A 26,076-nucleotide genomic window follows, 5' to 3' on the forward strand; every position below is an offset into this window, starting at 1 on the left:
GGAAAGCCCTTTGGCTGAAAACAAAAATCAAAAAACCTTAAAAAAGTTGTTGACAAATACGAGCGACTGTGATAAGATATAAAAGTTGCTGCTGAACAAGCCGACAACAAAGAACCTTGATAATTGAAGATTAGACAGTATGTAAAACCCTGAAAATTCTAAAAGCAAAAGGTCTGGTTTAGGCCTTTGGATTTGAGAAAATTCAGAACAAAACCAAGTAATGAAGGTTAAAGATAACTAGCCAAGCTAAGTAGTCTGAAAACCTGGAATCAACTTTTGAACATGAGAGTTTGATCCTGGCTCAGGATGAACGCTGGCGGCGTGCCTAACACATGCAAGTCGAACGAAGCAATTAAGATGAAGTTTTCGGATGGAATCTTGATTGACTGAGTGGCGGACGGGTGAGTAACGCGTGGATAACCTGCCTCACACTGGGGGATAACAGTTAGAAATGACTGCTAATACCGCATAAGCGCACAGTGCCGCATGGCAGTGTGTGAAAAACTCCGGTAGTGTGAGATGGATCCGCGTCTGATTAGCCAGTTGGCGGGGTAACGGCCCACCAAAGCGACGATCAGTAGCCGACCTGAGAGGGTGACCGGCCACATTGGGACTGAGACACGGCCCAAACTCCTACGGGAGGCAGCAGTGGGGAATATTGCACAATGGGCGAAAGCCTGATGCAGCGACGCCGCGTGAGTGAAGAAGTATTTCGGTATGTAAAGCTCTATCAGCAGGGAAGAAAATGACGGTACCTGACTAAGAAGCCCCGGCTAACTACGTGCCAGCAGCCGCGGTAATACGTAGGGGGCAAGCGTTATCCGGATTTACTGGGTGTAAAGGGAGCGTAGACGGCGAAGCAAGTCTGAAGTGAAAACCCAGGGCTCAACCCTGGGACTGCTTTGGAAACTGTTTTGCTAGAGTGTCGGAGAGGTAAGTGGAATTCCTAGTGTAGCGGTGAAATGCGTAGATATTAGGAGGAACACCAGTGGCGAAGGCGGCTTACTGGACGATAACTGACGTTGAGGCTCGAAAGCGTGGGGAGCAAACAGGATTAGATACCCTGGTAGTCCACGCCGTAAACGATGAATGCTAGGTGTTGGGGGGCAAAGCCCTTCGGTGCCGCCGCAAACGCAGTAAGCATTCCACCTGGGGAGTACGTTCGCAAGAATGAAACTCAAAGGAATTGACGGGGACCCGCACAAGCGGTGGAGCATGTGGTTTAATTCGAAGCAACGCGAAGAACCTTACCAAGTCTTGACATCCCCCTGACGGGCCGGTAACGCGGCCTTTCCTTCGGGACAGGGGAGACAGGTGGTGCATGGTTGTCGTCAGCTCGTGTCGTGAGATGTTGGGTTAAGTCCCGCAACGAGCGCAACCCTTATCCTTAGTAGCCAGCACGTGAAGGTGGGCACTCTAGGGAGACTGCCAGGGATAACCTGGAGGAAGGTGGGGATGACGTCAAATCATCATGCCCCTTATGATTTGGGCTACACACGTGCTACAATGGCGTAAACAAAGGGAAGCGAGACAGTGATGTGGAGCAAATCCCAAAAATAACGTCCCAGTTCGGACTGTAGTCTGCAACCCGACTACACGAAGCTGGAATCGCTAGTAATCGCGAATCAGAATGTCGCGGTGAATACGTTCCCGGGTCTTGTACACACCGCCCGTCACACCATGGGAGTCAGCAACGCCCGAAGTCAGTGACCCAACCGAAAGGAGGGAGCTGCCGAAGGCGGGGCAGGTAACTGGGGTGAAGTCGTAACAAGGTAGCCGTATCGGAAGGTGCGGCTGGATCACCTCCTTTCTAAGGAAGAAGAAGTAAGGGTTTTAGATACTGTCTAGTGTTCAATGAAAAGGACACAAAGAAATTCCGGTGGCGATGCGCTTAGGGGAAACACCCGTACCCATTCCGAACACGATGGTTAAGACTTAAGCGGCCGATGGTACTATGCTGGAGACGGCATGGGAGAGCAGGTGGCTGCCGGATTCATCAAAAAAACTCACTCGAAAGAGTGTTTTATATAGAACAGACATGTTTCAATGGGTGGAGGTAAAAGCGAAACCTGTGTTTTAAAGAACATGTTAACCTACGTCAGCAGGGAAGTGCTGTTCCATATAGCTGGTTTTTACCAGTGATTAGTGGATTTGAGCAAATCGAGTTCACTAATGACTGATAAAACATCAGTCACATACGTACCTTGAAAACCGCATATTGGATAAAAATGAATTGAATATTCAAAATCAGAATATCAAGACATCCGAGGCCATACAAGAGATTGTATGGAAGAAACAAACTTGTAAATGCGAAAGCGTTTATAAACAAACCTAGAACCAAAGCGTCCAACGCTATGGACGTGAGAGGAACCGCAGCAACCCGCCGCGGGGAATCATTTTGGTTAAGCTATAAAGAGCGCAGGGTGGATGCCTTGGCACTAAGAGCCGATGAAAGACGTGATAAGCTGCGAAAAGCTTCGGGGAGGAGCAAATATCCTTTGATCCGGAGATATCTGAATGGGGAAACCCGGCTGAGCAAACCTCAGTCACTGCATGGTGAATCCATAGCCATGCAGGGGGAACCCGGTGAACTGAAACATCTAAGTAGCCGGAGGAAGAGAAAGAAACATCGATTCCCAAAGTAGCGGCGAGCGAAATGGGAAGAGCCCAAACCAGCGTGCGTGCATGCTGGGGTTAAGGACTGCGTACGTGAACCGAATTGTTAGTGGAACTGTCTGGGAAGTCAGGCCGGAGAGGGTGAAAGCCCCGTACACGAAAGCAATAGGAAGCAGCAGGATCCAGAGTACCACGAGACACGAGAAACCTTGTGGGAAGTAGGAGGGACCACCCTCCAAGGCTAAATACTCCTTAGTGACCGATAGCGCATAGTACTGTGAAGGAAAGGTGAAAAGGACCCCGGGAGGGGAGTGAAAAAGAACCTGAAACCCTGTGTTTACAAGCTGTGGAAGCACGTTAAGGTGCGACCGCGTACTTTTTGTAGAACGGTCCGGCGAGTTGCCGGTACTGGCAAGGTTAAGAGCTTAAGGCTCGGAGCCGAAGGGAAACCAAGTCTCAAATGGGCGTCAAGTCAGTACAGGCAGACCCGAAACCGGGTGACCTATCCATGTCCAGGTTGAAGCGGAAGTAAAATTCCGTGGAGGACCGGATCCACATCCGTTGAAAAGGGTGGGAATGAGGTGTGGATAGGGGAGAAATTCCAATCGAACCCGGAGATAGCTGGTTCTCCTCGAAATAGCTTTAGGGCTAGCCTCATATTAGTTTAGCGGAGGTAGAGCACTGAATTCCTAAGGGGGCGTCAAAGCTTACCAAGGGATATCAAACTCCGAATGCCGCGTAAATGATGTATGGGAGTCAGACTGCACGAGATAAGTTGGGCAGTCAAAAGGGAAAGAGCCCAGACCTACAGCTAAGGTCCCAAAGTGTGTGTTAAGTGGAAAAGGATGTGGGATTTCAAAGACAACTAGGATGTTGGCTCAGAAGCAGCCACACATTCAAAGAGTGCGTAATAGCTCACTAGTCGAGAGGTCCTGCGCCGAAAATGTCCGGGGCTGAAACACAACACCGAAGCTTAGGAATGTCGTAAGACATTGGTAGAGGAGCATTCTCAGGACGGAGAAGCGGTACCGGTAAGGAGCCGTGGAGTGCTGAGAAGAGAGAATGCCGGAATGAGTAGCGAGATGGAGGTGGGAATCCTCCAGGCCGAATATCCAAGGTTTCCAGAGTAAAGCTGATCTGCTCTGGGTAAGTCGGGGCCTAAGGCGAGGCTGAGAGGCGTAGTCGATGGACAACAGGTTGAAATTCCTGTACCGTGTATCATCAGAACTGTGGGGACACAGAAGGACAGCACATCCCGGGAATGGGAATACCGGGGCAAGCGTGGTAGGAGTACGGCTGGAAAAACCGCCGTGCAATCCGAATACGTGACGCGGAGCGAACAAAAGTAGCGAAGTGTGTGATTCCGGCTGTCAAGAAAAGCCGCTATCGTGTGATACATGCCCGTACCGTAAACCGACACAGGTAGATGAGGAGAGAATCCTAAGGCCGGCGGGAGAAGCATTGTTAAGGAACTCGGCAAAATGACCCCGTAACTTCGGGAGAAGGGGTGCCGCAGAGATGTGGCCGCAGAGAATAGGCTCAAGCAACTGTTTAGCAAAAACACAGGTCTATGCAAAACCGTAAGGTGAGGTATATGGGCTGACGCCTGCCCGGTGCTGGAAGGTTAAGAGGAGAGGTTAGCGCAAGCGAAGCTTTGAATTTAAGCCCCAGTAAACGGCGGCCGTAACTATAACGGTCCTAAGGTAGCGAAATTCCTTGTCGGGTAAGTTCCGACCCGCACGAAAGGCGTAATGATTTGAGCGCTGTCTCAACAATGCACCCGGTGAAATTGAAATACCAGTGAAGATGCTGGTTACCTGCGCCAGGACGGAAAGACCCCATGGAGCTTTACTCCAGTTTGATACTGGGATTCGGTATTGCATGTACAGGATAGGTGGGAGGCTGAGAAGCATGGACGCCAGTCTGTGTGGAGCCAATGTTGGGATACCACCCTTGCGATATTGGGTTTCTAACCTGCGCCCGTGAGCCGGGCGGGGGACAATGTCAGGCGGGGAGTTTGACTGGGGCGGTCGCCTCCGAAAGGGTATCGGAGGCGCTCAAAGGTTCCCTCAGGATGGTTGGAAACCATCCAGAGAGTGCAAAGGCATAAGGGAGCTTGACTGCGAGACCGACGGGTCGGGCAGGTACGAAAGTAGGACTTAGTGATCCGGTGGTATGAAAGTGGGATTGCCATCGCTCAACGGATAAAAGCTACCCTGGGGATAACAGGCTTATCACTCCCAAGAGTTCACATCGACGGAGTGGTTTGGCACCTCGATGTCGGCTCATCGCATCCTGGGGCTGTAGCAGGTCCCAAGGGTTGGGCTGTTCGCCCATTAAAGCGGTACGCGAGCTGGGTTCAGAACGTCGTGAGACAGTTCGGTCCCTATCCGGCGCGGGCGCAGGATATCTGAGAGGAGCTGTCCTTAGTACGAGAGGACCGGGATGGACAGACCGCTGGTGTACCTGTTGGCCTACCAAGGCCATGGCAGGGTAGCCAAGTCTGGACGGGATAAACGCTGAAGGCATCTAAGCGTGAAGCCCCCCTCAAGATGAGATATCCCATCGCGAAAGCGAGTAAGACCCCTTGAAGACGACGAGGTAGATAGGTTAGAGGTGGAAGTGCAGTAATGTACGTAGCTGACTAATACTAATCGGTCGAGGGCTTATCCAAAAGGTTAAGGGAAAAAGTTGGTTTGTGAAGCAATCGGAATTCAATATGCGGTTTTGAAGGTATGTATATGCCTTTAATGGCCCGGTGGCTCAGCTGGTTAGAGCGCCGCCCTGTCACGGCGGAGGTCGACGGTTCGAACCCGTTCCGGGTCGTTTTTCTTTCATATACACGCTGAAAGAGATACCTATTGGGGTCTTAGCTCAGCTGGGAGAGCATCTGCCTTACAAGCAGAGGGTCACAGGTTCGAGCCCTGTAGGCCCCATTTAAGTATTTTTTACAGAAAAGTGTATATACTAATTCAATAAGGGCGAATTCCCGAGTGGCCAAAGGGGACAGACTGTAAATCTGCTGGCAATGCCTTCGGTGGTTCGAATCCACCTTCGCCCATTTAAAATGTTGGTTGACAAAACATTTTAAAACATTTATAATTATATATTAGCGCGGGGTGGAGCAGTCTGGAAGCTCGTCGGGCTCATAACCCGAAGGTCGTAGGTTCAAATCCTGCCCCCGCAATTTTTTTTGTAAAAACTTAAACCTTATGGGCGTGTAGCTCAGTCGGTAGAGCACTTGACTTTTAATCAAGTTGTCCCGGGTTCGAATCCCGGCACGCTCATCAGATGCCCAGATAGCTCAGTTGGTAGAGCAGAGGACTGAAAATCCTCGTGTCGTTGGTTCGATTCCGACTTTGGGCACTCAGCACTTATCCTTGACGGATGGGTGCTTTTTTATTGTAAGATTTACTTCATTGTAAAAAAGCCGAAAGTCTGATAGTATAAATAATGTTTTAAGAATTAAGTATACTACTAACAAAAGATACCAGGGGAAAATTAATGAGCAGACGGCGCAAAAAAAAGGATTCACCAATCAAGACTGTATTTTTGATTATTATGGCAGCTGTTATTATGACGGCAGCCGTGTATGTTGTTATGTCAGTGGTTGGGAAAATACGGTCAGATTATAAAAATCTGGATTTCAGTACTGAGCAGAAGGAGATGCCTTCCATTACCATAGATACCAGGGAGGAACCAAAGCCAGGATGGAATGAGACTGATAATGGATGGATGTATTATTTGGATGAAGAAGAGTACGTGACGGACCAGTGGAAGGATATAGAGGGGTTTCTGTATTACTTTGACAGCGACGGTATCATGGCCACCGGGGTATTAAAACAGGAGGGCCAGACCTATACCTGCCACGATACAAAGGGCTATCTGAAGGATATCCAAATTGATTTGGACTACAAACCTGAGAGTACAGGAGAAAACCTGGACAGCCTGGTGAGGACCAATGCGTTCTGGTGTTATCTGAGGGCGGAAGACGCAGGACTGTTTAAGACCATCCTGTACCGCAAGACCGTAGAGAACAAGGTGATGGTACTGGGAGGGGAGACGGCCTCGGAAAAGACCACAAGGAATTCTATGCGTGCTTACGGCGATTACGTATATTTCCTGCCTAAGGTAAAGGAAAGCCAGAAACAGGGCCTTTCCGAGGCTGAGAGGGGGCTTTGCGATAAGCTGTTTAGGATGAGGCCGGGAAGCGATACCAAAGAGCTGATTGCGGAGAACGTGGACGGGTATATGGTGATGGGGGATACAATCTATTACTCCCGGGCCGGGAAGATTTACAGCACCACCTCAGGCACCGAGGTGGCCACTGGGGAAGCCAGATATTCGGTGGTCATAAAGGATGGAAATTGTTATCTGGTAGATGACATGGGCAATCCTGCAGTGGCTGAAAGCGGCAGCAGTGTCAGCATTGGGGACCGTGTTTACCGGATTGAGGAAGACGGAAAGATAAAATATGTAAAACATGGCCAGGTAACTATAGGAGGAAAGACGTATTATCTGAGCGGCAGCGGAACAAAATCTTCTGTCAGTGCAAAGAGCGAAGGGAACGATACTGCCATTATCAGGGAAAACTATGGTGTACAGAGCTATTGCATTGTGGATAATCAGATTTATTACAGCAGTTATGTGGATAAAGGTACGGGAGGAGAATGGTACAGCCAGATATTCAGGACGGATTTGAATGGACAGAATAAACAGGCAGTGTCGGAGCGTTTCCCCGGTGTGATGCAGAATATGTACTACTACGAGGATGAGGGACAGATATTTGGGGAATACAATCCGGCTATCTGGAAACAGGCCTATGGGACAGCTGCTATAATATCAAGAGACGGGAATATTTATCAGATAAATGATACAGCCGCGCGGACCGGAAAGCATGTGGACGGAAATGATATGCTGGAAATCATTATGGCTAAGGATGGTAAGGTCATTTGCCTGTGGCATGATTGTGAGTGGGACAGAAACAGCGGAATAACCAGTATTCTGTGGAGCAAAGCCATTGAACTGGATGCCGGTGACAGGAGCCTGATTGATATGGTTCCTTCTGCAAAAACACAGGAGAGCAGCGAGGCCCAGGAGTCAGGGGACATTATTCAGCCAATTGAGACCATGCCCCCTTCCTCTGCGGAAACTGTTTCACCGGTGGAGCCTTCTGTGGATAATGACCCTGTAATCAGTACGGAAGGGCCTCATACGGAAACAGCTGCTCACACGCTGCCGGCTCCGGCTCCTACCATTCCGCCGGTAACGGAATCGTCCGCAGAGGTGAAGATAGTGCCCCTGGGTTAAAATTGGATTAAGAGAAGTGTTACCTGTTAACGGGGTTCGTCCTCATCAAAATCTACTATCACATAAAAACCCCGTGAATTTTCGCGGATGTCTTTTACGATTCCGTATTCAGACTTGATACGGTAACGGGCGGCGAAGCAGCCGGACATAGCTACAGCAGGGTCGATGATATAACTGTAGCTGCTGGTTCCTTCCCGCTCGATTATTTTTACTTTATCGCCTTTGTTCACAAGGCCCTGGCGTTCCATCTTAAATTCAATGGTTCTCATTGATACCTGCTTCCTTTCCTACTTCATCACATACCATATTGATATAGTCAGATAAGGTGCTGTTCTGGCAGCCTACGATGTAGTGATTGCACCGGTTCACCGGAATCAGTATCTTATATGCTTTACTGATGCCGATGGCCGTGGCCATGGCAGGCGTAATTTCCCCTAAAAGGGAATTCGCCATGACAATGCCGATAGGGCCGATGATGATATCTGCATCCTGAGCATTGACTATGGCCGGGTTTTCACCCGTAGCGCCATAGGTGGCGCCTGCCTTCAGCATGGCGGAGGTGGCAATGCTGTTTGTTCCGATGGCATATGTCTCCAGACTTGGGAAGCGCTTTTTCAGCTGCTCAATGACTGACTTTCCCATTTTTCCGCCCTGTCCGTCTATGATGACAATTTTCATGGATTCACCTTCTTTTCTTTTGTGCTGGATATATTTTAACAGAAATGTGGGGGAAAGTAAATGTTATCCACAGATGGGTGGGGAATGAGGGTGAAATTGTGGATAAAGATGAACGGAACGATCTTATATGGGAATAAAAAGCAGTGTAAGCCGGTCTTGACAAATCAGAGTCAGGTGATATAATCAAGATTAGCAATAAGAAGCAAAGGCATTGAGGGAAACAGTAGTCAGTGGGAAGTATCCAGAGAGCAGGCCGGTTGGTGGAAAGGCCGCATACCAAAGACTGACGAAGACCGGTCCTGAGCCGCGTCAGGGATGTCCGGGCAGGTGTTACTACACAAAGAAGGATGGGAAATGGCGCCGTACCCCGCGTTAAGGGATAAATGAGTGAAAATCAAGGTGGAACCGTGTGAATGCACCCTTGGACATATGAATATGTCCAGGGGTTTTTATTTTCCCGTTTTTTACAGGATTCCGGCGGCGGACATATTCAGTAGGAAGCGGATTCCGCAGAACAGCCGAAATCACTACAGCGGCCGGAATCATTACAGCAGCCGGAGTCATCACAGCAGGCTAATACCAAAGACATGGGGCCGGAAAAGGCCCGTGAAAAGAAAGGAGATTTGTATGAAAATTATTTTACCGGACGGAAGTGTACAGGAAGCAGAGGATGAGTTGAGGGCCATACGCCACACAGCATCCCATGTACTGGCACAGGCAGTGAAGAGATTGTATCCAGACACAAAGCTGGCCATTGGACCGGCCATTGATGACGGTTTTTACTATGATTTTGACAGGGAAGGAGGTTTCACTCCTGAGGACCTTGAAAAGTTAGAGGCGGAGATGACCAGGATTGTAAAGGAAAATCTGCCGGTTAAGCCCTTTGTACTGCCAAGGGCTGAGGCCATTAAGTTCATGGAGGAAAAGGGAGAACCTTATAAGGTAGAGCTTATTGAGGACCTGCCGGAGGAGGAGACAATCAGCTTTTACCAGCAGGGCGAGTTTGTGGACCTGTGCGCAGGACCCCATATCATGTATACAAAGGGCGTAAAGGCATTTAAGCTTACAAGCATAGCAGGCGCTTACTGGAGAGGCAGCGAGAAGAATAAGATGCTGACCAGGATATACGGAACCGCGTTTGCCAACAAGACGGACCTGGAGAGCTACCTTACCATGATGGAGGAGGCAAAGAAGCGCGACCACAGGAAGCTGGGCAAGGAGCTGGGCCTGTTCATGTTTGCGGAGGAAGGGCCTGGGTTCCCATTCTTCCTTCCAAAGGGAATGACATTAAAGAATACCCTGATTGATTACTGGCGTGAGATTCACTGCAGGGACGGGTACCAGGAGGTTTCCACTCCCATTATCCTGAGCCGTAAGCTGTGGGAGAATTCAGGCCATTGGGACCATTATAAGGATAATATGTATACCACTGTCATTGACGAGGAGGACTATGCTGTCAAGCCAATGAACTGTCCGGGAGGAATGCTGGTTTATAAGAATCAGCCCCACTCTTACCGCGACCTGCCTTTAAAGGTGGGCGAGCTGGGGCTGGTTCACCGTCATGAGAAGAGCGGCCAGCTTCACGGTCTGATGCGCGTGCGCTGCTTTACCCAGGATGATGCTCATATCTTCATGAGGGATGACCAGATTGAGGACCAGATTAAGGGCGTAACAAAGCTGATTAATGAAGTGTATACACAGTTTGGCTTTGAGTATTTTGTGGAGCTGTCCACCAGGCCGGAGGATTCCATGGGTTCTGACGAGGATTGGGAGATGGCTACAAACGGCCTTAAGAAGGCGCTGGAGGACATGGGCCTTGATTATATTGTCAATGAAGGCGACGGCGCGTTCTACGGACCTAAGATTGATTTCCACCTGAGGGATTCCCTGGGCAGAACATGGCAGTGCGGCACCATCCAGCTGGATTTCCAGATGCCTCAGAGGTTTGACCTGGAATATACGGCTGAGGACGGCTCCAAGAAGCGTCCTATCATGATTCACCGTGTATGCTTCGGCTCCATTGAGCGTTTCATCGGTATTCTGATTGAGCATTTTGCAGGAAAGTTCCCGGTATGGATGGCTCCTGTACAGGTTAAGGTAATCCCTGTTTCTGAGAAGTCCATGGATTATGCAACCGGGGTATATGAGAAGTTAAAGGCAGCCGGCATCCGCACAGAGCTGGACCACAAGGACGAGAAGGTAGGCTACAAGATTCGTCAGGCTCAGCTGGAAAAGGTTCCCTATATGCTGGTCCTGGGTGAAAAGGAAGCGGCAGAGGGCGCAATTACGGTGAGAAGCCGTGATAAGGGTGACCTGGGCGCTGCGCAGCTGGATGCGTTTATTGAAGATATTAAAAAGATGATTGAGACGAAAGAGAAATAACAACTGCAAAAAAAGGCGCTTAAGATAGGGTTCTATATGTATCTTAAGCGCCTTTAAGCATATATGCAGTTTTACGTACGGCACTGAATGGTTCTTGGTAAGTACATCATGATGCTGAAAAGTCGGTTAATAAGGAAAAGTCATGAATGTTGGCCCTATAAAAAAGCACAAAATTATGATTTATGATAGGGAGCCGTACTGCCGCGTATTTTAAGAGTAGGCATCAGCACTGTCTTTAGGATAGGACTATTGTCGCCGTTAATCCGGTTAATGATACGCTCTGCCACAAGCTGCCCCATGATGTCGTAGGGGTGGCTGATGGTAGTCAGATCAATCATGCGAGTCTGTGACATGGGGACATCATCAAACCCAGCAATACTTAAATCTTGTGGTATTGAGATTCCAAGTTTCATACATTCGTCTATAACACCGAAAGAGGTAAGGTCGCCGCCCACAAATACGGCAGAGGGCGGATTTTCTGAACCGGCAATAATCTTTCTGGCAAATTCGTGGCCGGATTCCATATTCAGCGTACCTGCATATACATGGTGTGGTTCCGGGGTCAGGCCATATTCTGACAGGGCTTGCAGGTATCCTTCATACCTGGCCTGGCTGGTGGTGGATATCTTAGGACCTCTGAGCATGCTGATTTTCCGATGGCCCAGTTTAAGGAGGTGCATGGTTGCCAGGTATCCTCCCTGGCGGTTGTCCACGGATACTGTGTCATAGCTGGTGCCGGAAGCTAAGGTTAATTCCCTGTTGACTAGGACGATGGGGCAGTTTGACTGGCCTAAAAGCTCCGTAAAAGAGGCTTCATTTCTTGCGTCTGCTATGATGATGCCTGAAAAGCCATAATCAAAAAGGCTCTGCAGATGGCGATCGTTTTCACCTGTGTTCTGGGAACTGTTGTACAGAGTCATAAGATACCCCTTTTGCCGAAGATGATCGTTGATAGACCAGACAAGCTCGGAATAAAAGGGATTGCGGATATCCGAGACAATTAAGGCAACTATATTCAGCTTTCCTGTGGCAAGACCACGGGCCATGATACTGGGATGATAATTCAGCTCCCTCATGACCTCTTGGACGCGGAGCTTGGTATCTTTTTTTACATTGGATTTATTGGTAAGAACCCGGGATACAGTTGAGCGGGATACACCAGCTACTTTTGCAATATATTCAATATCTACTTTTTTTTGTTCCATATATTGATTCCTCATTCTGGTAGCAGAGTCAAAGCGATATAGATACACCATGACTGCTATATATGATTGGAGTATATCATATTTCATTGAATAGTAAAAGATGATTTTGCTAAGTATGGGAGCGATTTCATATAGGATGTCTTATGAAATAAATATATCTATATAAAATGCACAAAAAAATAATAGTATTATGTTAAAAAATACCCATTGACGAAATTATGCCAGTGGGTATATATTAAAACCACGTAATAAAAATGAGAGCGCTCCCATAAAAAGAGTCAGAGGGCAGAAAAATGATAACAGGTAATGAAATATGGGGACCATCCGCCACAAGAGAAATGGGGATGCGGACCATACATGGAATTGAGATGTTTACTTTTTTGGATATGCCAGAAAACCTGTATGAGATGCTGGCCCGGACAGCGGATAAATACCCTGAAAAATGCGGGATATATGATAACTGGGGCCATAGTGAGACGTATGCATCCTTGAAACGCAGGGTAGATCAAATGGCCGCATGGCTGGAAGGGGAGGCCGGGGTAAAAAAAGGGTCGCACGTAGGTATGCTGTTACACAACAGCAGGGAGTTTTGCGTGACCTTTTATGCATTGGCAAAAATGGGAGCGGTTTCAATACCATTTCCCACTAAGTACAGGGAACCGGAATTAAGAGCTTTGGTTGAGAAAGCGGATTTGGATGTTTTGATATATCATGAACAATTTGAAGAATGGGTACAGGGCTTTCCGCTGGAACATGTGAGGTGTTTTCGGTCCCAGGATGAAGAAAATGGATTCGGATTCAGGCATCTGCTGACAGATGAGTGGATAGGAAGAGAATATACTCCTTCCAGGGGGAAACTTGAAGATCCAATCATCATTATGTTTACTTCCGGCACAACATCTCAGAGCAAAGGGGTGGTGTTGCGCAATTACAACGCGGTTCATGCAATTATGACGTATTGCAGGGTATTGGATATTAAGCCTGGGGATAAGACTATTATACCAGTACCTATATATCATATTACTGGGCTGATTGCGCTATTAGGACTTTTTATCTATGCGGGAGGCTCCTTATATCTGTACCGCAGATATGATGCCAGACGCATACTGGAGTGTATCAGAAAGGAAGAAATTACTTTTATGCACGGCTCCCCTACGGTCTATGGCAAGATGATGGACTTTAAGGAGGAGTATCCGGAGCTTCCGTCTTTGAAAGTTATGGCCTGCGGCAGCAGTTATATGCCAGTAGAGAAGATGAAGGAGTTTCACAGATGGCTGCCTGATACGAAGTTTCAGGTGATATATGGTATGACTGAGACATCTTCTCCAGCCCTTATATTTCCAGGAGACTCGTCTGTCAGCGAGTATGCAGGGGCGGCGGGATGGCCTGTGCCAGGTATTCAGTTCAAATTCCTGGATGATAAGGGGAAGGAGCTTGGTCCCGGACAGGTGGGCGAGGTTTGGGTACGTGGGAGTATGGTGCTGGAACAGTATTACAAGATGGAAACAGGGCTCATAACCTCTGACCATTGGCTTAATACTGGAGATATGGGATATTACAATGAAAAATATTACGTGTACATAGTGGACCGTAAAAAGGATATGATCAACCGGGGCGGTGAAAAAATATGGTGTACGGATATTGAGGATGAAATACAGAGGATTCCAGGCGTCAAAGAGGTGGCTGTAGCCGGTATTCCCGATGCGGTTTATGGGGAAGTCGCAGCGGCCGTGGTGGTGGCGCATCCCGGGACCCGCCTGAGCCGGGAACAGATACAGGATGAACTGAAGGACAGGGTTGCAAGGTACAAAATACCCCAAAAAATTCTGTTTGTGGATGAGATACCTAAAACGCCAGGGCTTAAAGTGGATAAAAAGCATATTAGAACAATGTTTGGAGGATAAGGATATGATTAAAGCAAATTTTGTGACAGCCCGGGAAGCAGCTGCCATGGTGAAGGATGGAGATACGGTCTGTACCGTAGGTATGACTCTGGTCAGCGCTAGCGAGAGCATATTAAAGGCTCTTGAGAAGGATTTCATTGAGACAGGGCACCCCTGCGGTATGACGCTTTTACATTCGTGCGGTCAGAGTGACCGAAAGGATGGTATCCAGCACTTTGCACATGAAGGAATGATAAAGCGCATCATCGGTTCACACTGGGGACTTCAGCCCAGGTGGATGGAAATGATTGCTGGCAACCAGGTGGAGGCATACTGCCTTCCCCAGGGGCAGATTGCTCAGCTCTATCACAGCATGGCCTGTGGCCTTCCCGGTAAGATGTCCAAAGTGGGGCTTGGAACCTTCATTGATCCCAGATATGAGGGCGGTAAGATGAATGACAGGACAAAACCGCTGGAGGATATCATTGATATTATGGAGTACCGGGGAGAAGAGTATATGTTTTACAGGGAGATCCCCATTGACGTATGCATCATCCGGGGCACTGTCTGCGATGAGATGGGTAATCTGACCACCACGGAGGAAGCTATGAAACTGGAAGTCCTTCCGGCAGTGCTGGCAGCCAAACGGTATGGCGGGAAGGTGATTGCCCAGGTCAAGCATGTAGCCCAGACGGGGACCCTGAATCCAAAGGACGTGACAGTTCCGGGGGTATTTATAGATGCCATCGTGGTGTGTGATAATCCGTGGGAGGACCATAGACAGACATCTTCCTGGTATTTTGACCCGTCCTACTGCGGACAGCTTCGAGTCCCTCAGGGCAATATAGAACCGGTTCTGTTTAACGAGAGAAAATTTATAGCCAGAAGAGGTACCATGGAACTGTACCCGGGAGCTGTAATTAACCTTGGAACAGGTATCCCCAATGATATGGTGGGAAAGGTGTGTAACGAAGAAAGGGTGTCGGAAGATGTGATGATTACGGTGGAGTCAGGCATCTATGGAGGCGTGCAGGCAGGTGGTATAGATTTTGGTATCGGACAGAACCTGTATGCCATGATAGGACATCATGAACAGATGGATTATTATAACGGTGCCGGAGTTGACATTACCTATATGGGTCTAGGGGAGCTGGACGAAATGGGAAATGTAAATTCCACTAAAATGGGTCCGCGGTGTACAGGGGCAGGAGGTTTTATCGACATAACACAGAATGCGAAAAAGGTGGTCTTTCTTGGCACATTTACTACCGGCGGAGCCAGATACCGGTTTGAGAACGGCAGACTGGTGATTCTGGAAGAGGGTAAGATACGTAAAATGGTTAGGCAGGTGGCCCAGATATCGTTTAACGGACCTTTGGCCAGGGAAAAGAGGCAGCCGGTCTTTATTGTTACGGAGCGGGCTGTATTTGAACTGAGGGAGGAAGGCGTGGTTCTTACGGAAATAGCCCCGGGGATTGACCTTAAGACACAGGTGCTTGATATGATGGATTTTAAACCGATTGTCAACAGGGACCTTAAGGAGATGGATAAGAGGCTGTTTATCCAGGATGGACCCTTTGGCCTTAAGGAACAGATGATACAGTGTTGACGCACAGTTTAATGCCCGGAAGCGGGATTGGACAATAAAAGAAGGGAGTATTTTTGATATGAAAGATTTTAAGGTAGCGGTGATTGGAGCAGGGCTTATGGGAGGCGGAATTGCACAGACATGCGCCCAGGCAGGGTATGAGGTGGTTAATATTGATTTCTATGCACCAGCTCTTGATAAGGCCAAGTCTAATATTGAGAAGTTGTTTGACAGGAAGATAGCCAAGGGAACAATGACAGAAGGGGAAAAGGCCGAGATTATGGACAGGCTGACTTATAGCTGCGATTTTGGCGATGTGAAAGGTACCGGTATTGTGATTGAAGCGGTTCCTGAGAAAATGGAGATCAAAAGGGATACATTTAAGAAGGTGGACGAGCTGGCTGATCCGGATACCATTATTGTGTCCAATACATCTGCATTAAGTATATCCGAAATTGCATCCGCTACCGGGAGAGCGGATAAGGTGATGGGAGTTCATTTCTTTTATCCGGCCCCTGTTATGAAGTTGGCTGAGTTAATACGGGGTATCGCAACATCGGATGATACATATGGGAAGGTCAGGGCGTTTGCCATTGATATTAAAAAGGAAGTGGCAGATTGTCCGGAGTTACCGGGCTTTATAGTAAACCGTATTCTGGTGCCAATGATGAACGAAGCGGCCTTCCTGGTTATGGAGGGATGTAAACCTGAGGATGTGGATAATGCCATGAAACTGGGGGCAAATCACCCTATGGGGCCGTTGGAGCTGTGTGACTTTGTGGGGGTGGATATTATGCTGGCTACCATGACCGGGTTGTATAACGGCTTCAGGGACAGCAAATACAGACCGTGTCCCATATTGGAGAATATGGTGAAGGCAGGACATCTGGGGCGCAAGACGGGACAGGGATTCTATCAGTATATCTAACAGGAGGATAATGGAGATGAACGATATAGTAATAGTAAGCGGAGTCCGGACGGCAGTGGGAAGCTTTGGAGGAAGTTTAAAGGACATATCAGCCCAGGACTTGGGTGCGCTGGTCATAAAAGAGGCTGTTACGCGGGCGGGTATCAGCCCGGAGGCAGTGGATGAGGTAATTATAGGACAGGTAGGACAGATTGCAGAGGATGGGTTTGTGGGGAGGGCTGTATCCTTAAAGGCGGGACTTCCCCAGGAGACAACGGCTTATTCTGTGAACAGACAGTGTGGCTCAGGGCTTCAGGCCATAGCTGAGGCAGTAATGGAGATACAGACAGGGCAGGCTGACGTATGTGTGGCCTGCGGTACTGAGAACATTTCCAGACTTCCATATTATATAAAGGATGCCCGGTGGGGAGCCAGAATGGGACATAAGGTGTTTGAGGACGGAGTCATCGACATCCTTACCTGGCCCCTGGGCCCCTACCACAATGGCGTTACCGCTGAAAACGTGGCGGAGCAGTATCATGTAAGCAGGGAAGAGCAGGATGCATTTGCACTGGAGAGCCACAGAAGGGCTGTGCAAGCCATCAAGGCAGGTAAGTTTAAGGATGAAATCGTGCCAGTAGAGCTGAAGGACAGGAAGGGAAATATTACTATATTTGATACGGACGAAGGGCCAAGGGAGGGCTTGACTATAGAGAAGCTTCAGAAGCTGAAACCATGCTTTGTTAAGAGCGGAACCGTGACGGCCGGAAATGCGTCCAGCCTGAATGACGGAGCTGGGGCTGTGGTAATTATGTCAGGTGAAAAGGCAAAGGAGCTGGGATGTAAGCCTCTCCTTACAATCAAGGGATATGCTGTGGCCGGTAATGACGGAGCTGTTATGGGATATGCACCAAAGCTTTCCAGCGAAAAGCTGGCTGCTAAACTGGGCTTGGATCTTACATCCATTGATATGGTTGAGATTAATGAAGCATTTGCCAGCCAGGCCTATGCTGTGAGAAGGGATTTATGGTTGGATCCGGAGAGGACGAATATATATGGGGGTGGAATTTCAATCGGCCATCCCATTGGCGCCACGGGTGTGATTCTTGCGGTTAAGGTAATGTATGAGCTTCAGAGGACAGACAAGAAGGATGCCATGGTGAGCATGTGTATTGGCGGAGGACAGGGTATATCTATGTACTTTACGAAGCCGTAATAAGCGTGATATAATAAAGTTCCTTGGTGTGTATAGGAAGGGTGGAAATTATGCTATTGCCTCGGGAAAAAAGAATTCTGGAGATACTGTATGCAAAAAAACAGGGATATACATCTTCTGAACTGGCTGCAGCTCTGCATATCAGCCTGCGTACGGTAAAAACTGATATCAAGAGAATCAGGGAGGAATTAGAAAAGACGGGCTGTGAGATACTCACAAAAGCAGGAAAGGGTATATGGCTGTCCTATGACAGTCAGGGAAAGAAGTACCTGGACAGTCTTTTGCTGGGAGGTGAATGTGCTTCATCCATGGATCCGAAAACCAGAAAGTATTATATTGCGCTTCAACTTTTGGACAGCGATACATATATATCCACTGAATCCATATCAAATTCCATGTATATCAGCAAAGGAACCGCGACCAACGACATTAATGAGTTGATTCCTTTCTTTGAGAAGCAGGGTCTGACACTGGAAAAAAGGGTGAAATATGGAATACGCCTTCTTGGAAAAGAGAGTCAGCTGCGCATTGCAAAGGCATCTGTAATCCGTAAGATTGTGGTGTACCAGGGGAGCCAAGTATCCCGGAAGCTGCAGCCATTTTTTGAGGATTTAAATATTGAACATATTAATGCTATCCTACAGGAGGCAGAGGAGCATTTTGGCTTCATCCTTTCAGATGCTTCCTACTCGGAACTGCTGATCCATTGTTCCATTATTGTGAGAAGAATCCGGAAGGGAAAAGTGTGCGCCATAGATGAGACGGAGCTCAGGGCATATAGTGAAATGAAGGAATGGGGCATCTGCGGGTTTATAGCAGATGCCCTGGAAAAGAGCTTTTCTGTCCATATGACGGAAGGAGACCGCTCTTATCTTATGATGAATCTGCTGGGTACAAGGATGCAGGAACATATCCCGGCAGAGACATATTCCTGGGGGGATGATGGAGCGGACTCCGGACAGATGCTGGAGCAGTGGGAGGATATACTCAGACACGCCGGAGATATGTTTCGTGAGAATCTGATAGGAGATGAAACGCTTAAAATTGCCATGTTTCTGCATTTGAAAGCCATGTTTAACAGATTGCAGCACCAGATTCATCTGGAAAACCCCATGAAGCGTATGGTACGGGAAGAACTGGTATATGAGTTTGAGGTAGCCACCTATGTGGCCAAGCTCATTAAAGAGGAATTCCATGCGGATCTGGGTGAAGATGAAATATGTGATATCGCGCTCTATCTGGGGGCCAGCCTGGAACGGGAACGGGCCATGAGAAACCGCCAAAGTCCTGTGGTTACCATTGTCTGCGGTTCCGGAATCGGTACTTCACAGTTTTTTGAGGCAAAGCTAGGCCGGATTTTTCCAGAGATACAGGTGAGAAAGATAGTACCTATATCAAGGGCCAGGTATGAGATTGGAAAGGATACGCAGGACTTTGTGCTGGCAACGGTTCCGCTGGAGCTGGAGGGCATAGAGGTGCTTAATGTATCTCCCATGCTGGGAGAGAGGGACGCCCTTCTGATTGAAGAGCGAATTCATCCGGAGCGCAGACAGTTGCTGATATCAGGAAAAGAGAAGTATCCGGCCTTGTTTGCACTCATGAGCGAGCGTATATCAATCTTTAAGTGTGACTGTCGCTCGCTGGAAGAGGTAATAAGCCTTATGGGTCGCCGTCTGATTCACGAGAAATACGTAAAAGAGGGATTCATTGAATCTGTGCTTAAGAGGGAGGAACTTGCCCCTACATCTATCGGCGACAAGTTTGCAGTTCCCCATGCCTTTGAGGGATATGTGCTGAAAACAGGAATCGGTCTGATGACACTTAAAAAACCAATTGTCTGGGGAAATGAAAAGGTGCAGATTATCATGATGCTGTCCATTGATATAAGAGAGCAGGAGCAATTCAGGGAGATATTTTCCGAACTGGCAGCAATCACAAAAAATAAGTGGGCCATTGAACAGATTCTTAACGCTGAACGCCTCAGTGATATTAAAATAAGGAACTAAAAAAGATTCGGATTGAATTCCGGATCTTTTTTAGGTGCGCCCGGCGGGCGCACGTTCTAACGGGTGAAAGTCCCTGACCCGCCCGGCAGTGGGAAGGGTGCAGCCAATGGCAAGGGCGTCATCGTGAGGTGGGGTCTGAAGGAAGCCGGAGGCAAACCACTGGCCTGTAAAAGTTGTCCGGATAGGCTGTGAAGCGTGGATGAGGTTGCCTAACAAACTAAAGTCCAATAACTGCACGGAACGCCAGCAGTAAACGGGGCAGGTATAAGTGGGAAAGAACGTGTGAGTACCCGGGGAGGTCTCACGGACGTGAAAGTGGCGATAAAACATTCGCTGTCACGGAGTAAAGCCTGCCGTGAGAAGTCAGCAGAGGTCATAGTACCGGGCGGTTGCAAACGCACCGGGAAGGACTGAACAGTAGGAGGTGTCGTTACCAAATGGAAACCGGACATGGAATTAAGTACAGACAACTTCATATTGAGGACTACCTGCGAGAAATACCTGCGGAACAGGGAAGGGAAACAGGAGTGTACGCCCATGAAAGGATTACCGGGAACCCCGATACCAACACGGACTTTCGGACGGACAACCTGCTAGATACGATTCTTAGAAGCGACAATCTAAATGCCGCCTATAAGAAGGTCAAAACGAACAAAGGCGTTGGTGGGATTGACGGAATGCAGGTGGATGAACTTCTACCCTGCCTGAGAGAACACCAGTCCGAATTGGTCGAGCAGGTGAGGGAAGGCAAATACAAGCCAAACCCAGTCCGAAGGGTAGAAATACCCAAAGAGGAGAAAGGAAAAACAAGGAAACTGGGGATACCCACAGTGGTAGACAGGGTAATCCAACAGGCAATCGCACAGGAACTGACGCCCTTATATGAAGAACAGTTCTCTGACAACAGCATCGGATTCCGTCCCGGCAGAGGGGCGCATGACGCACTGGAAAGATGTAGGAAATATATCAACGAAGGATATGTCTACGTGGTCAGCATGGATTTACAATCCTACTTTGACACGGTGAACCACAGCAAGCTGATAGAGGTGCTGTCGAGGACGGTGAAGGACGGGAGGGTAATCTCGCTGATACACAAGTACCTGAAAGCCGGAGTAATGGAGGACGGAGGATTTCACGCAACGACCGAGGGCGTGCCGCAGGGAGGCCCGCTAAGTCCCTTATGTGGAAATGTCATGCTGAATGAGTTGGACAAGGAACTGGAGCGCAGGGGACACAAGTATGTGAGGTATGCGGATGACTGCCTGATTCTGTGCAAAAGCAGGAAAAGCGCAGAGAGGACGATGGAAAACATTGTGCCATTCATCACAGGAAAAGTGTTTCTGAAAGTCAATCTTCAGAAAACGACAGTGAGCCACGTCAGCAAGATAAAATACCTGGGCTACGGCTTTTACCGGCATAAAGGGAAATGCCGCATGAGGATACACCCGAAGTCGGTGGCAAAAATGAAGAACCGGATACGGGAGCTGACAACCAGAGGGAACAAATGGAGCAATCAGGAGAGGGAAGAAAAACGCCGAAGCTATGCAAGGGGATGGATTAACTATTATCGATATGCAGACATGAAAAGCCTGATGGAACAGACGGATGAGTGGCTGCGCCACAGAATCCGAGCGGTGTACTGGAAACAATGGAAGAAGGTACGCACAAGATATAAAATGTTGCGGGCGTTACATTTACCAGAGTGGAAGGTGCATGAGATGGCGAACTGCCGAAAGGGAGTGTGGAGAGCGGCGGGAATGCTCAACTCGGCACTCACCAAAAGAATCATAGTGGACAGACTTGGTTATCCCGATATGACTGCCCACTATCTGAAAGTCCGAGTAAACTATTGAACCGCGTAGTACCGAACGGTACGCTACGTGGTGTGGAAGGGGAGGTTAAAATCTCCCCTATCCGATGTGCGCCCGGCGGGCGCACGTTCTAACGGGTGAAAGTCCCTGACCCGCCCGGCAGTGGGAAGGGTGCAGCCAATGGCAAGGGCGTCATCGTGAGGTGGGGTCTGAAGGAAGCCGGAGGCAAACCACTGGCCTGTAAAAGTTGTCCGGATAGGCTGTGAAGCGTGGATGAGGTTGCCTAACAAACTAAAGTCCAATAACTGCACGGAACGCCAGCAGTAAACGGGGCAGGTATAAGTGGGAAAGAACGTGTGAGTACCCGGGGAGGTCTCACGGACGTGAAAGTGGCGATAAAACATTCGCTGTCACGGAGTAAAGCCTGCCGTGAGAAGTCAGCAGAGGTCATAGTACCGGGCGGTCGCAAACGCACCGGGAAGGACTGAACAGTAGGAGGTGTCGTTACCAAATGGAAACCGGACATGGAATTAAGTACAGACAACTTCATATTGAGGACTACCTGCGAGAGATACCTGCGGAACAGGGAAGGGAAACAGGAGAGTACGCCCATGAAAGGATTACCGGGAACCCCGACACCAACACGGACTTTCGGACGGACAACCTGCTAGATACGATTCTTAGAAGCGACAATCTAAATGCCGCCTATAAGAAGGTCAAAACGAACAAAGGCGTTGGTGGGATTGACGGAATGCAGGTGGATGAACTTCTACCCTACCTGAGAGAACACCAGTCCGAATTGGTCGAGCAGGTGAGGGAAGGCAAATACAAGCCAAACCCAGTCCGAAGGGTAGAAATACCCAAAGAGGAGAAAGGAAAAACAAGGAAACTGGGGATACCCACGGTATGTGTTGTGTGCGGAAGCTCAGGATATTCTTTCCCAGGGGATAGAAAATATCACCCCCTTTTGGCTTCCTTCCCTGAATGCAAAATACGGATCAGTGCCTGAACATATGCCGGCTCCATTTGGCATCATCCATTCCTGCCCGGGGATGGACTGGCGGCATGCCGGATTGCCTGAAGCGGAGTACCAAAGCTGGATGAGTCGGGTTGCAGCTAATGGTGCAAATTTGTGGCACAGCCTTACCGGATTTAAAGAGACCATTGGTGACCAGAGACTTTTACGAACCATCAAAGCAGTGAACCAGGATGCCGTCCAGGTGGAGATGGCCATGAATGGTGCAAAAAGTGCTGCTCAGGTTTTGGTGGTATGGAATAGTACCAAAAGCGCTGAGGGATGGATTGGAGAGCTTCTTAATACACAGATCCAGTTTGATGTAGAGGATGAAAAACGCTTTAGCGTGCAGCGCGCCTGCCGGTATCAAGCGGTTATTGTACCGTCAGGCGGAAAAATGTTGGAAACAAAGAAAAGGGAACTGGAGGAGTGCGTACGCAGAGGGGTCAGCCTGCTGATAGAAGAACACCGCGCCTCCTGGGCAAGGGAGTCACATGAATTTCTTGGAATCGAGGAGGAAGTACAGGGAGGAGGGGAGCTAAAGGCTGCTTATTGGAGGTTTGAGACAGACAGCCTTCGGAGAAATCTGGAGGAGACTCTATTACTGCCGCACCAGGGGGAAACCCTGTATTGTACAGTAAAGGAAAGTTCTGTCACTGAAGCAACCCTGGTGCCACCCTTTGCTCCTTTAGATGCGGTAGGAGCTCCGCCGGAACGGGCAAGCATCCCGGTGCAACGGACGCAGCTGCCCCTGTGTGTGACACATAAGGAGGGGGATGGGGCAGTGCTTTATCTGCCCTTTGCGTTTGGTTGTCTTCTGAGGGAGTATGGCCTTCCTGATGACTTGCGGCTTTTGGAAAATATGATAGACTGGGCATTGAAGGATTCTCGTGTATTTCGCATGGAACCCTGTCCCGGACTGGAAGCGGTTTTGTACCAAACCCAGAATGGAGCGCTGCTTCACTTAATTAATTCAGTGGGAGGACGGCCTTTGATGAAGATGGTGCCTCTGGTAGATGTGGAGTTCAACCTACTCCTTCCTCCTGGGGTGTCGGGTGCTGATGTAAAAGTTCTTTTGGGTCCCAAAGCGGTGGTTGTCCGGAATAAAGAGAGGATACTGACAGTCTCGGCTGCAAGAGTAGAGACATGGAGTACATTTGAGATTGTATGGAAAAAAATGTTTCCCATTATCGGCTAATAGTATCTCAGGTATATCAATTTTATACAAATCACTCGGATTCCACTCTTTGCCAGCAGACAGAATCTGGTAAATAGCAGTGAGAATCATTCGGGCAATTGCGATAATGGCTCTTTTCTTATCATTTGCTTCAATTTGTAAAAAGCCCAGAGCAGACACGAGAGGAGAAAACAAAATGGAAGATTCAATTCACAAATATTTTCAGGTAGGAACCATTCAATGGATGAGCTATCCCCAGGGAAATCCCATGGAATCATTGAAGGCTATTTGCAAAGATGATTTCTTTGATGCTATTGGGTTAAAAGGCTACGGCGATAAGAATGAGGAGGCGAAAAGGCTTCTGGAACAGAGCCATCTGAAGGTTTGCTACGGCGCACAGCCACGTCTTCTGGGCGGAAAGTTAAACCCCAACGACCTTGACGAGGAAGGGCGCAAGAAGGCGGAAGCAACACTGATCGAAGCAGTTGATGAGGCTGAATACCTGGGTGCAAAGGGAATTGCATTTCTGGCAGGTAAATGGCAGCCGGAGACAAAGGAGCAGGCTTATATGCAGCTTTTAAAGACAACACGGGCCGTATGCGATTATGCCGCAGAAAAGGGCATGATGGTGGAGCTGGAGGTGTTTGATTACGATATGGATAAGGCTGCACTCATCGGCCCGGCGCCCTATGCAGCGGAGTTCGCCGCTGATATGCGCACCACCCACAGCAACTTTGGACTTCTGGTGGATTTAAGCCATTTCCCAACCACCTATGAAACAAGCCGGTTCGTAATACGCACACTGAGGCCATATATCACCCATTTCCACTTTGGAAATGCAGTTGTCGTAAAAGGCTGCGATGGCTACGGTGACCTCCATCCAAGATTCGGATATCCCAACAGCGCCAATGACACACCGCAGTTGCTGGATTATCTCAAAGTCATGAAAGAGGAAGGCTTCTTTGATGCAGAGAACCCTTATGTACTGTCTATGGAAGTGACATTGCATCCAGGTGAGGATGAGGATATTGTCCTGGCCAATACCAAGAGGGTGCTGAACCGGGCATGGGCTCTGCTGGAGGATAACGCATGAAGATAGTAGTTCTGGATGGTTATACGGAGAATCCCGGGGAACTAAACTGGGAAAAATTGGAAAAATTAGGTGAGCTTACGGTTTATGACAGGACCAGCGTAACGGACGAAAATGAGATTATTTCCCGTATCGGAGATGCTGAGGTGGTCATCACCAACAAGACACCGATCACAAAGAATATCATGGATGCATGCCCAGGAATAAAATACATCGCCATGCTGGCCACCGGCTACAATGTGGTGGATTATGTATATGCAAGGGAAAAAGGGATCCCCCTTTCCAATGTGCCTTCTTACGGAACTGCTTCCGTGGGTCAGTTTGCAATCGCCATGCTGCTGGAGCTGTGCCACCATGTGGCCCATCACAGCCAGACGGTACATGAAGGCAAATGGGAACACTGCCAGGACTGGTGCTATTGGGATTACCCCCTGATAGAGCTGGACGGCAGGACCATGGGTATCATAGGTTTCGGACGAATCGGACAGCAGACGGGAAAGATCGCCAAAGCCATGGGTATGAATATCCTGGCCTATGACAAATACCCCAATGAATCCGGAAAAGAGATGGCCAAATATGTGGATCTGGATACGCTGTACGCGAAATCGGATGTCATTGCCCTTCATTGCCCGCTGTTCCCCGAAACACAGGGGATCATCAACAAGGAAGCCATTGCAAAAATGAAGGACGGGGTAATAATCCTTAACAATTCCCGGGGTCCTCTGGTTGTGGAGAAGGATTTGGCAGACGCACTGAATTCCGGCAAGGTTTCCGGTGCAGGTCTGGATGTGGTATCCGCAGAACCGATTAAGGGAGACAATCCGCTTCTGAAGGCAAAGAACTGCATCATTACGCCTCATATTTCCTGGGCCCCAAAGGAGAGCAGGAAGAGGATTATGGACCATACGGTAGAGAACGTGAAAGCATATATTGCTGGCTCTCCTATCCATGTGGTAAACTGATAAATTACTTTTTGAAGGAAAAGGGATACTGATAGCATAAGGACATTTTACTACTGATATGCTCCTTGGCTCTTTGCTGATGGTTGGGGTGAGATTTTTATAGATTTCACCCCAATTTTGTGATAAGAATCAAAATGTTTCTATTCTGTATTTTGTCATATAGCAGAAAAAATGCACGATTATCGAAGGCGCATAGATGAAATCCCAAAGGAAAACTAGTAAAATCAATT

General features: G+C 48.6%; 17 protein-coding genes, 6 tRNA genes and 3 rRNA genes. 21 read left to right on the plus strand and 5 right to left on the minus strand.

Going from position 1 to position 26,076, the window contains the following annotated elements:
• Positions 1–278 precede the first annotated feature (278 nt).
• The 10 genes from LA360_RS18565 (at position 279) to LA360_RS18610 (ending at position 7,926) form a co-directional block, all read left to right on the plus strand.
• Positions 279–1,810 (plus strand): 16S ribosomal RNA (locus tag LA360_RS18565).
• A gap of 65 nt (positions 1,811–1,875) precedes the next feature.
• Positions 1,876–1,993: ribosomal RNA gene (rrf, locus tag LA360_RS18570) — 5S ribosomal RNA — on the plus strand.
• A 407-nt stretch (positions 1,994–2,400) separates the two neighbouring features.
• Positions 2,401–5,290 (plus strand): 23S ribosomal RNA (locus tag LA360_RS18575).
• The 16S, 23S and 5S rRNA genes sit together here with 6 tRNA genes alongside, the layout of an rRNA operon.
• Positions 5,291–5,368: 78 nt before the next feature.
• Positions 5,369–5,442: transfer RNA gene (locus tag LA360_RS18580), tRNA-Asp, on the plus strand.
• 37 nt (positions 5,443–5,479) lie between these two features.
• Positions 5,480–5,552, plus strand: a tRNA-Val gene (locus tag LA360_RS18585).
• A gap of 43 nt (positions 5,553–5,595) precedes the next feature.
• Positions 5,596–5,677 (plus strand) — tRNA-Tyr (locus tag LA360_RS18590).
• Positions 5,678–5,729: 52 nt separating this feature from the next.
• Positions 5,730–5,803, plus strand: a tRNA-Met gene (locus tag LA360_RS18595).
• 27 nt (positions 5,804–5,830) lie between these two features.
• Positions 5,831–5,903, plus strand: a tRNA-Lys gene (locus LA360_RS18600).
• Positions 5,904–5,909: 6 nt separating this feature from the next.
• A tRNA-Phe gene (locus LA360_RS18605) sits at positions 5,910–5,982 on the plus strand.
• A gap of 138 nt (positions 5,983–6,120) precedes the next feature.
• The gene (locus LA360_RS18610; RefSeq protein WP_112481468.1) at positions 6,121–7,926 is read left to right on the plus strand and encodes a DUF5050 domain-containing protein; all 1,806 of its coding nucleotides are present in this window, start codon (positions 6,121–6,123) and stop codon (positions 7,924–7,926) included.
• A 26-nt stretch (positions 7,927–7,952) separates the two neighbouring features.
• Here LA360_RS18610 and LA360_RS18615 read toward each other — a convergent pair whose 3' ends face one another.
• Both LA360_RS18615 and LA360_RS18620 read right to left on the minus strand, forming a co-directional pair.
• Positions 7,953–8,195, minus strand: coding sequence for a hypothetical protein (locus LA360_RS18615; RefSeq protein ID WP_002565746.1), 243 nt, complete (start codon positions 8,193–8,195; stop codon positions 7,953–7,955).
• Positions 8,182–8,604: a DUF3842 family protein gene (locus tag LA360_RS18620; protein WP_002584624.1), complete on the minus strand. Its 423-nt coding sequence runs from the start codon at positions 8,602–8,604 to the stop codon at positions 8,182–8,184. The genes LA360_RS18615 and LA360_RS18620 overlap by 14 nt, the downstream gene beginning before the upstream one ends.
• 627 nt (positions 8,605–9,231) lie before the next feature.
• On the opposite strand from LA360_RS18620, the gene thrS reads away from it, so the two are divergent.
• Entirely contained in the window at positions 9,232–10,986 is a 1,755-nt protein-coding gene (gene thrS / locus LA360_RS18625; RefSeq protein ID WP_112481582.1) for a threonine--tRNA ligase, read from the plus strand.
• Positions 10,987–11,159: 173 nt separating this feature from the next.
• Here thrS and LA360_RS18630 read toward each other — a convergent pair whose 3' ends face one another.
• Complete coding sequence (locus tag LA360_RS18630; protein WP_112481469.1) at positions 11,160–12,191, minus strand: LacI family DNA-binding transcriptional regulator; 1,032 nt, start codon at positions 12,189–12,191, stop codon at positions 11,160–11,162.
• A gap of 386 nt (positions 12,192–12,577) precedes the next feature.
• On the opposite strand from LA360_RS18630, the gene LA360_RS18635 reads away from it, so the two are divergent.
• Genes LA360_RS18635 through LA360_RS18655 form a run of 5 tightly spaced genes read left to right on the plus strand, consistent with a single transcriptional unit; the run spans position 12,578 to position 19,791 of the window.
• Positions 12,578–14,095 (plus strand): class I adenylate-forming enzyme family protein, encoded by a 1,518-nt coding sequence (locus tag LA360_RS18635; protein ID WP_225537785.1) that lies wholly within the window; start codon positions 12,578–12,580, stop codon positions 14,093–14,095.
• 4 nt (positions 14,096–14,099) lie between these two features.
• Positions 14,100–15,683, plus strand: a complete 1,584-nt coding sequence (locus LA360_RS18640) for an acyl CoA:acetate/3-ketoacid CoA transferase (RefSeq protein WP_022203505.1) — start codon at positions 14,100–14,102, stop codon at positions 15,681–15,683.
• Between the two features lie 58 nt (positions 15,684–15,741).
• The gene (locus LA360_RS18645) at positions 15,742–16,590 is read left to right on the plus strand and encodes a 3-hydroxyacyl-CoA dehydrogenase family protein (protein ID WP_022203506.1); all 849 of its coding nucleotides are present in this window, start codon (positions 15,742–15,744) and stop codon (positions 16,588–16,590) included.
• Positions 16,591–16,606: 16 nt separating this feature from the next.
• Entirely contained in the window at positions 16,607–17,785 is a 1,179-nt protein-coding gene (locus tag LA360_RS18650) for a thiolase family protein (protein WP_022203507.1), read from the plus strand.
• A gap of 50 nt (positions 17,786–17,835) precedes the next feature.
• Positions 17,836–19,791 carry a BglG family transcription antiterminator gene (locus LA360_RS18655; RefSeq protein WP_022203508.1) on the plus strand — a complete coding sequence of 652 codons (1,956 nt, stop codon included), beginning with the start codon at positions 17,836–17,838 and terminating at the stop codon, positions 19,789–19,791.
• 30 nt (positions 19,792–19,821) lie between these two features.
• Here the strand turns inward: LA360_RS18655 and LA360_RS18660 are convergent, their stop codons facing one another.
• A complete protein-coding gene (locus tag LA360_RS18660; RefSeq protein ID WP_146774919.1) occupies positions 19,822–20,007 on the minus strand; it encodes a hypothetical protein in 186 nt (61 codons plus the stop codon).
• A gap of 221 nt (positions 20,008–20,228) precedes the next feature.
• Here LA360_RS18660 and ltrA point away from each other — a divergent pair, with 221 nt between their 5' ends.
• Positions 20,229–21,644, plus strand: a complete 1,416-nt coding sequence (gene ltrA / locus LA360_RS18665) for a group II intron reverse transcriptase/maturase (RefSeq protein WP_112481470.1) — start codon at positions 20,229–20,231, stop codon at positions 21,642–21,644.
• A gap of 23 nt (positions 21,645–21,667) precedes the next feature.
• Here the strand turns inward: ltrA and LA360_RS18670 are convergent, their stop codons facing one another.
• A complete protein-coding gene (locus LA360_RS18670; RefSeq protein WP_146774920.1) occupies positions 21,668–21,892 on the minus strand; it encodes a hypothetical protein in 225 nt (74 codons plus the stop codon).
• 221 nt (positions 21,893–22,113) lie between these two features.
• On the opposite strand from LA360_RS18670, the gene LA360_RS18675 reads away from it, so the two are divergent.
• From LA360_RS18675 to LA360_RS18690, 4 genes are all read left to right on the plus strand, one after another.
• On the plus strand, positions 22,114–22,611 hold the full coding sequence (locus LA360_RS18675) for a reverse transcriptase family protein (RefSeq protein ID WP_225537613.1): 498 nt from the start codon (positions 22,114–22,116) through the stop codon (positions 22,609–22,611).
• 91 nt (positions 22,612–22,702) lie between these two features.
• Positions 22,703–23,815 carry a hypothetical protein gene (locus LA360_RS18680; protein WP_022200739.1) on the plus strand — a complete coding sequence of 371 codons (1,113 nt, stop codon included), beginning with the start codon at positions 22,703–22,705 and terminating at the stop codon, positions 23,813–23,815.
• 175 nt (positions 23,816–23,990) lie between these two features.
• Positions 23,991–24,887: a sugar phosphate isomerase/epimerase family protein gene (locus LA360_RS18685; protein WP_112481471.1), complete on the plus strand. Its 897-nt coding sequence runs from the start codon at positions 23,991–23,993 to the stop codon at positions 24,885–24,887.
• Positions 24,884–25,846, plus strand: a complete 963-nt coding sequence (locus tag LA360_RS18690) for a D-2-hydroxyacid dehydrogenase (RefSeq protein WP_022200264.1) — start codon at positions 24,884–24,886, stop codon at positions 25,844–25,846. Before LA360_RS18685 ends, LA360_RS18690 begins: the two co-directional genes overlap by 4 nt.
• Positions 25,847–26,076: the final 230 nt, after the last annotated feature.

It is taken from the genome of Enterocloster clostridioformis (genome assembly GCF_020297485.1).
In the GTDB taxonomy this organism is placed as follows: Bacteria; Bacillota; Clostridia; order Lachnospirales; family Lachnospiraceae; genus Enterocloster; species Enterocloster clostridioformis.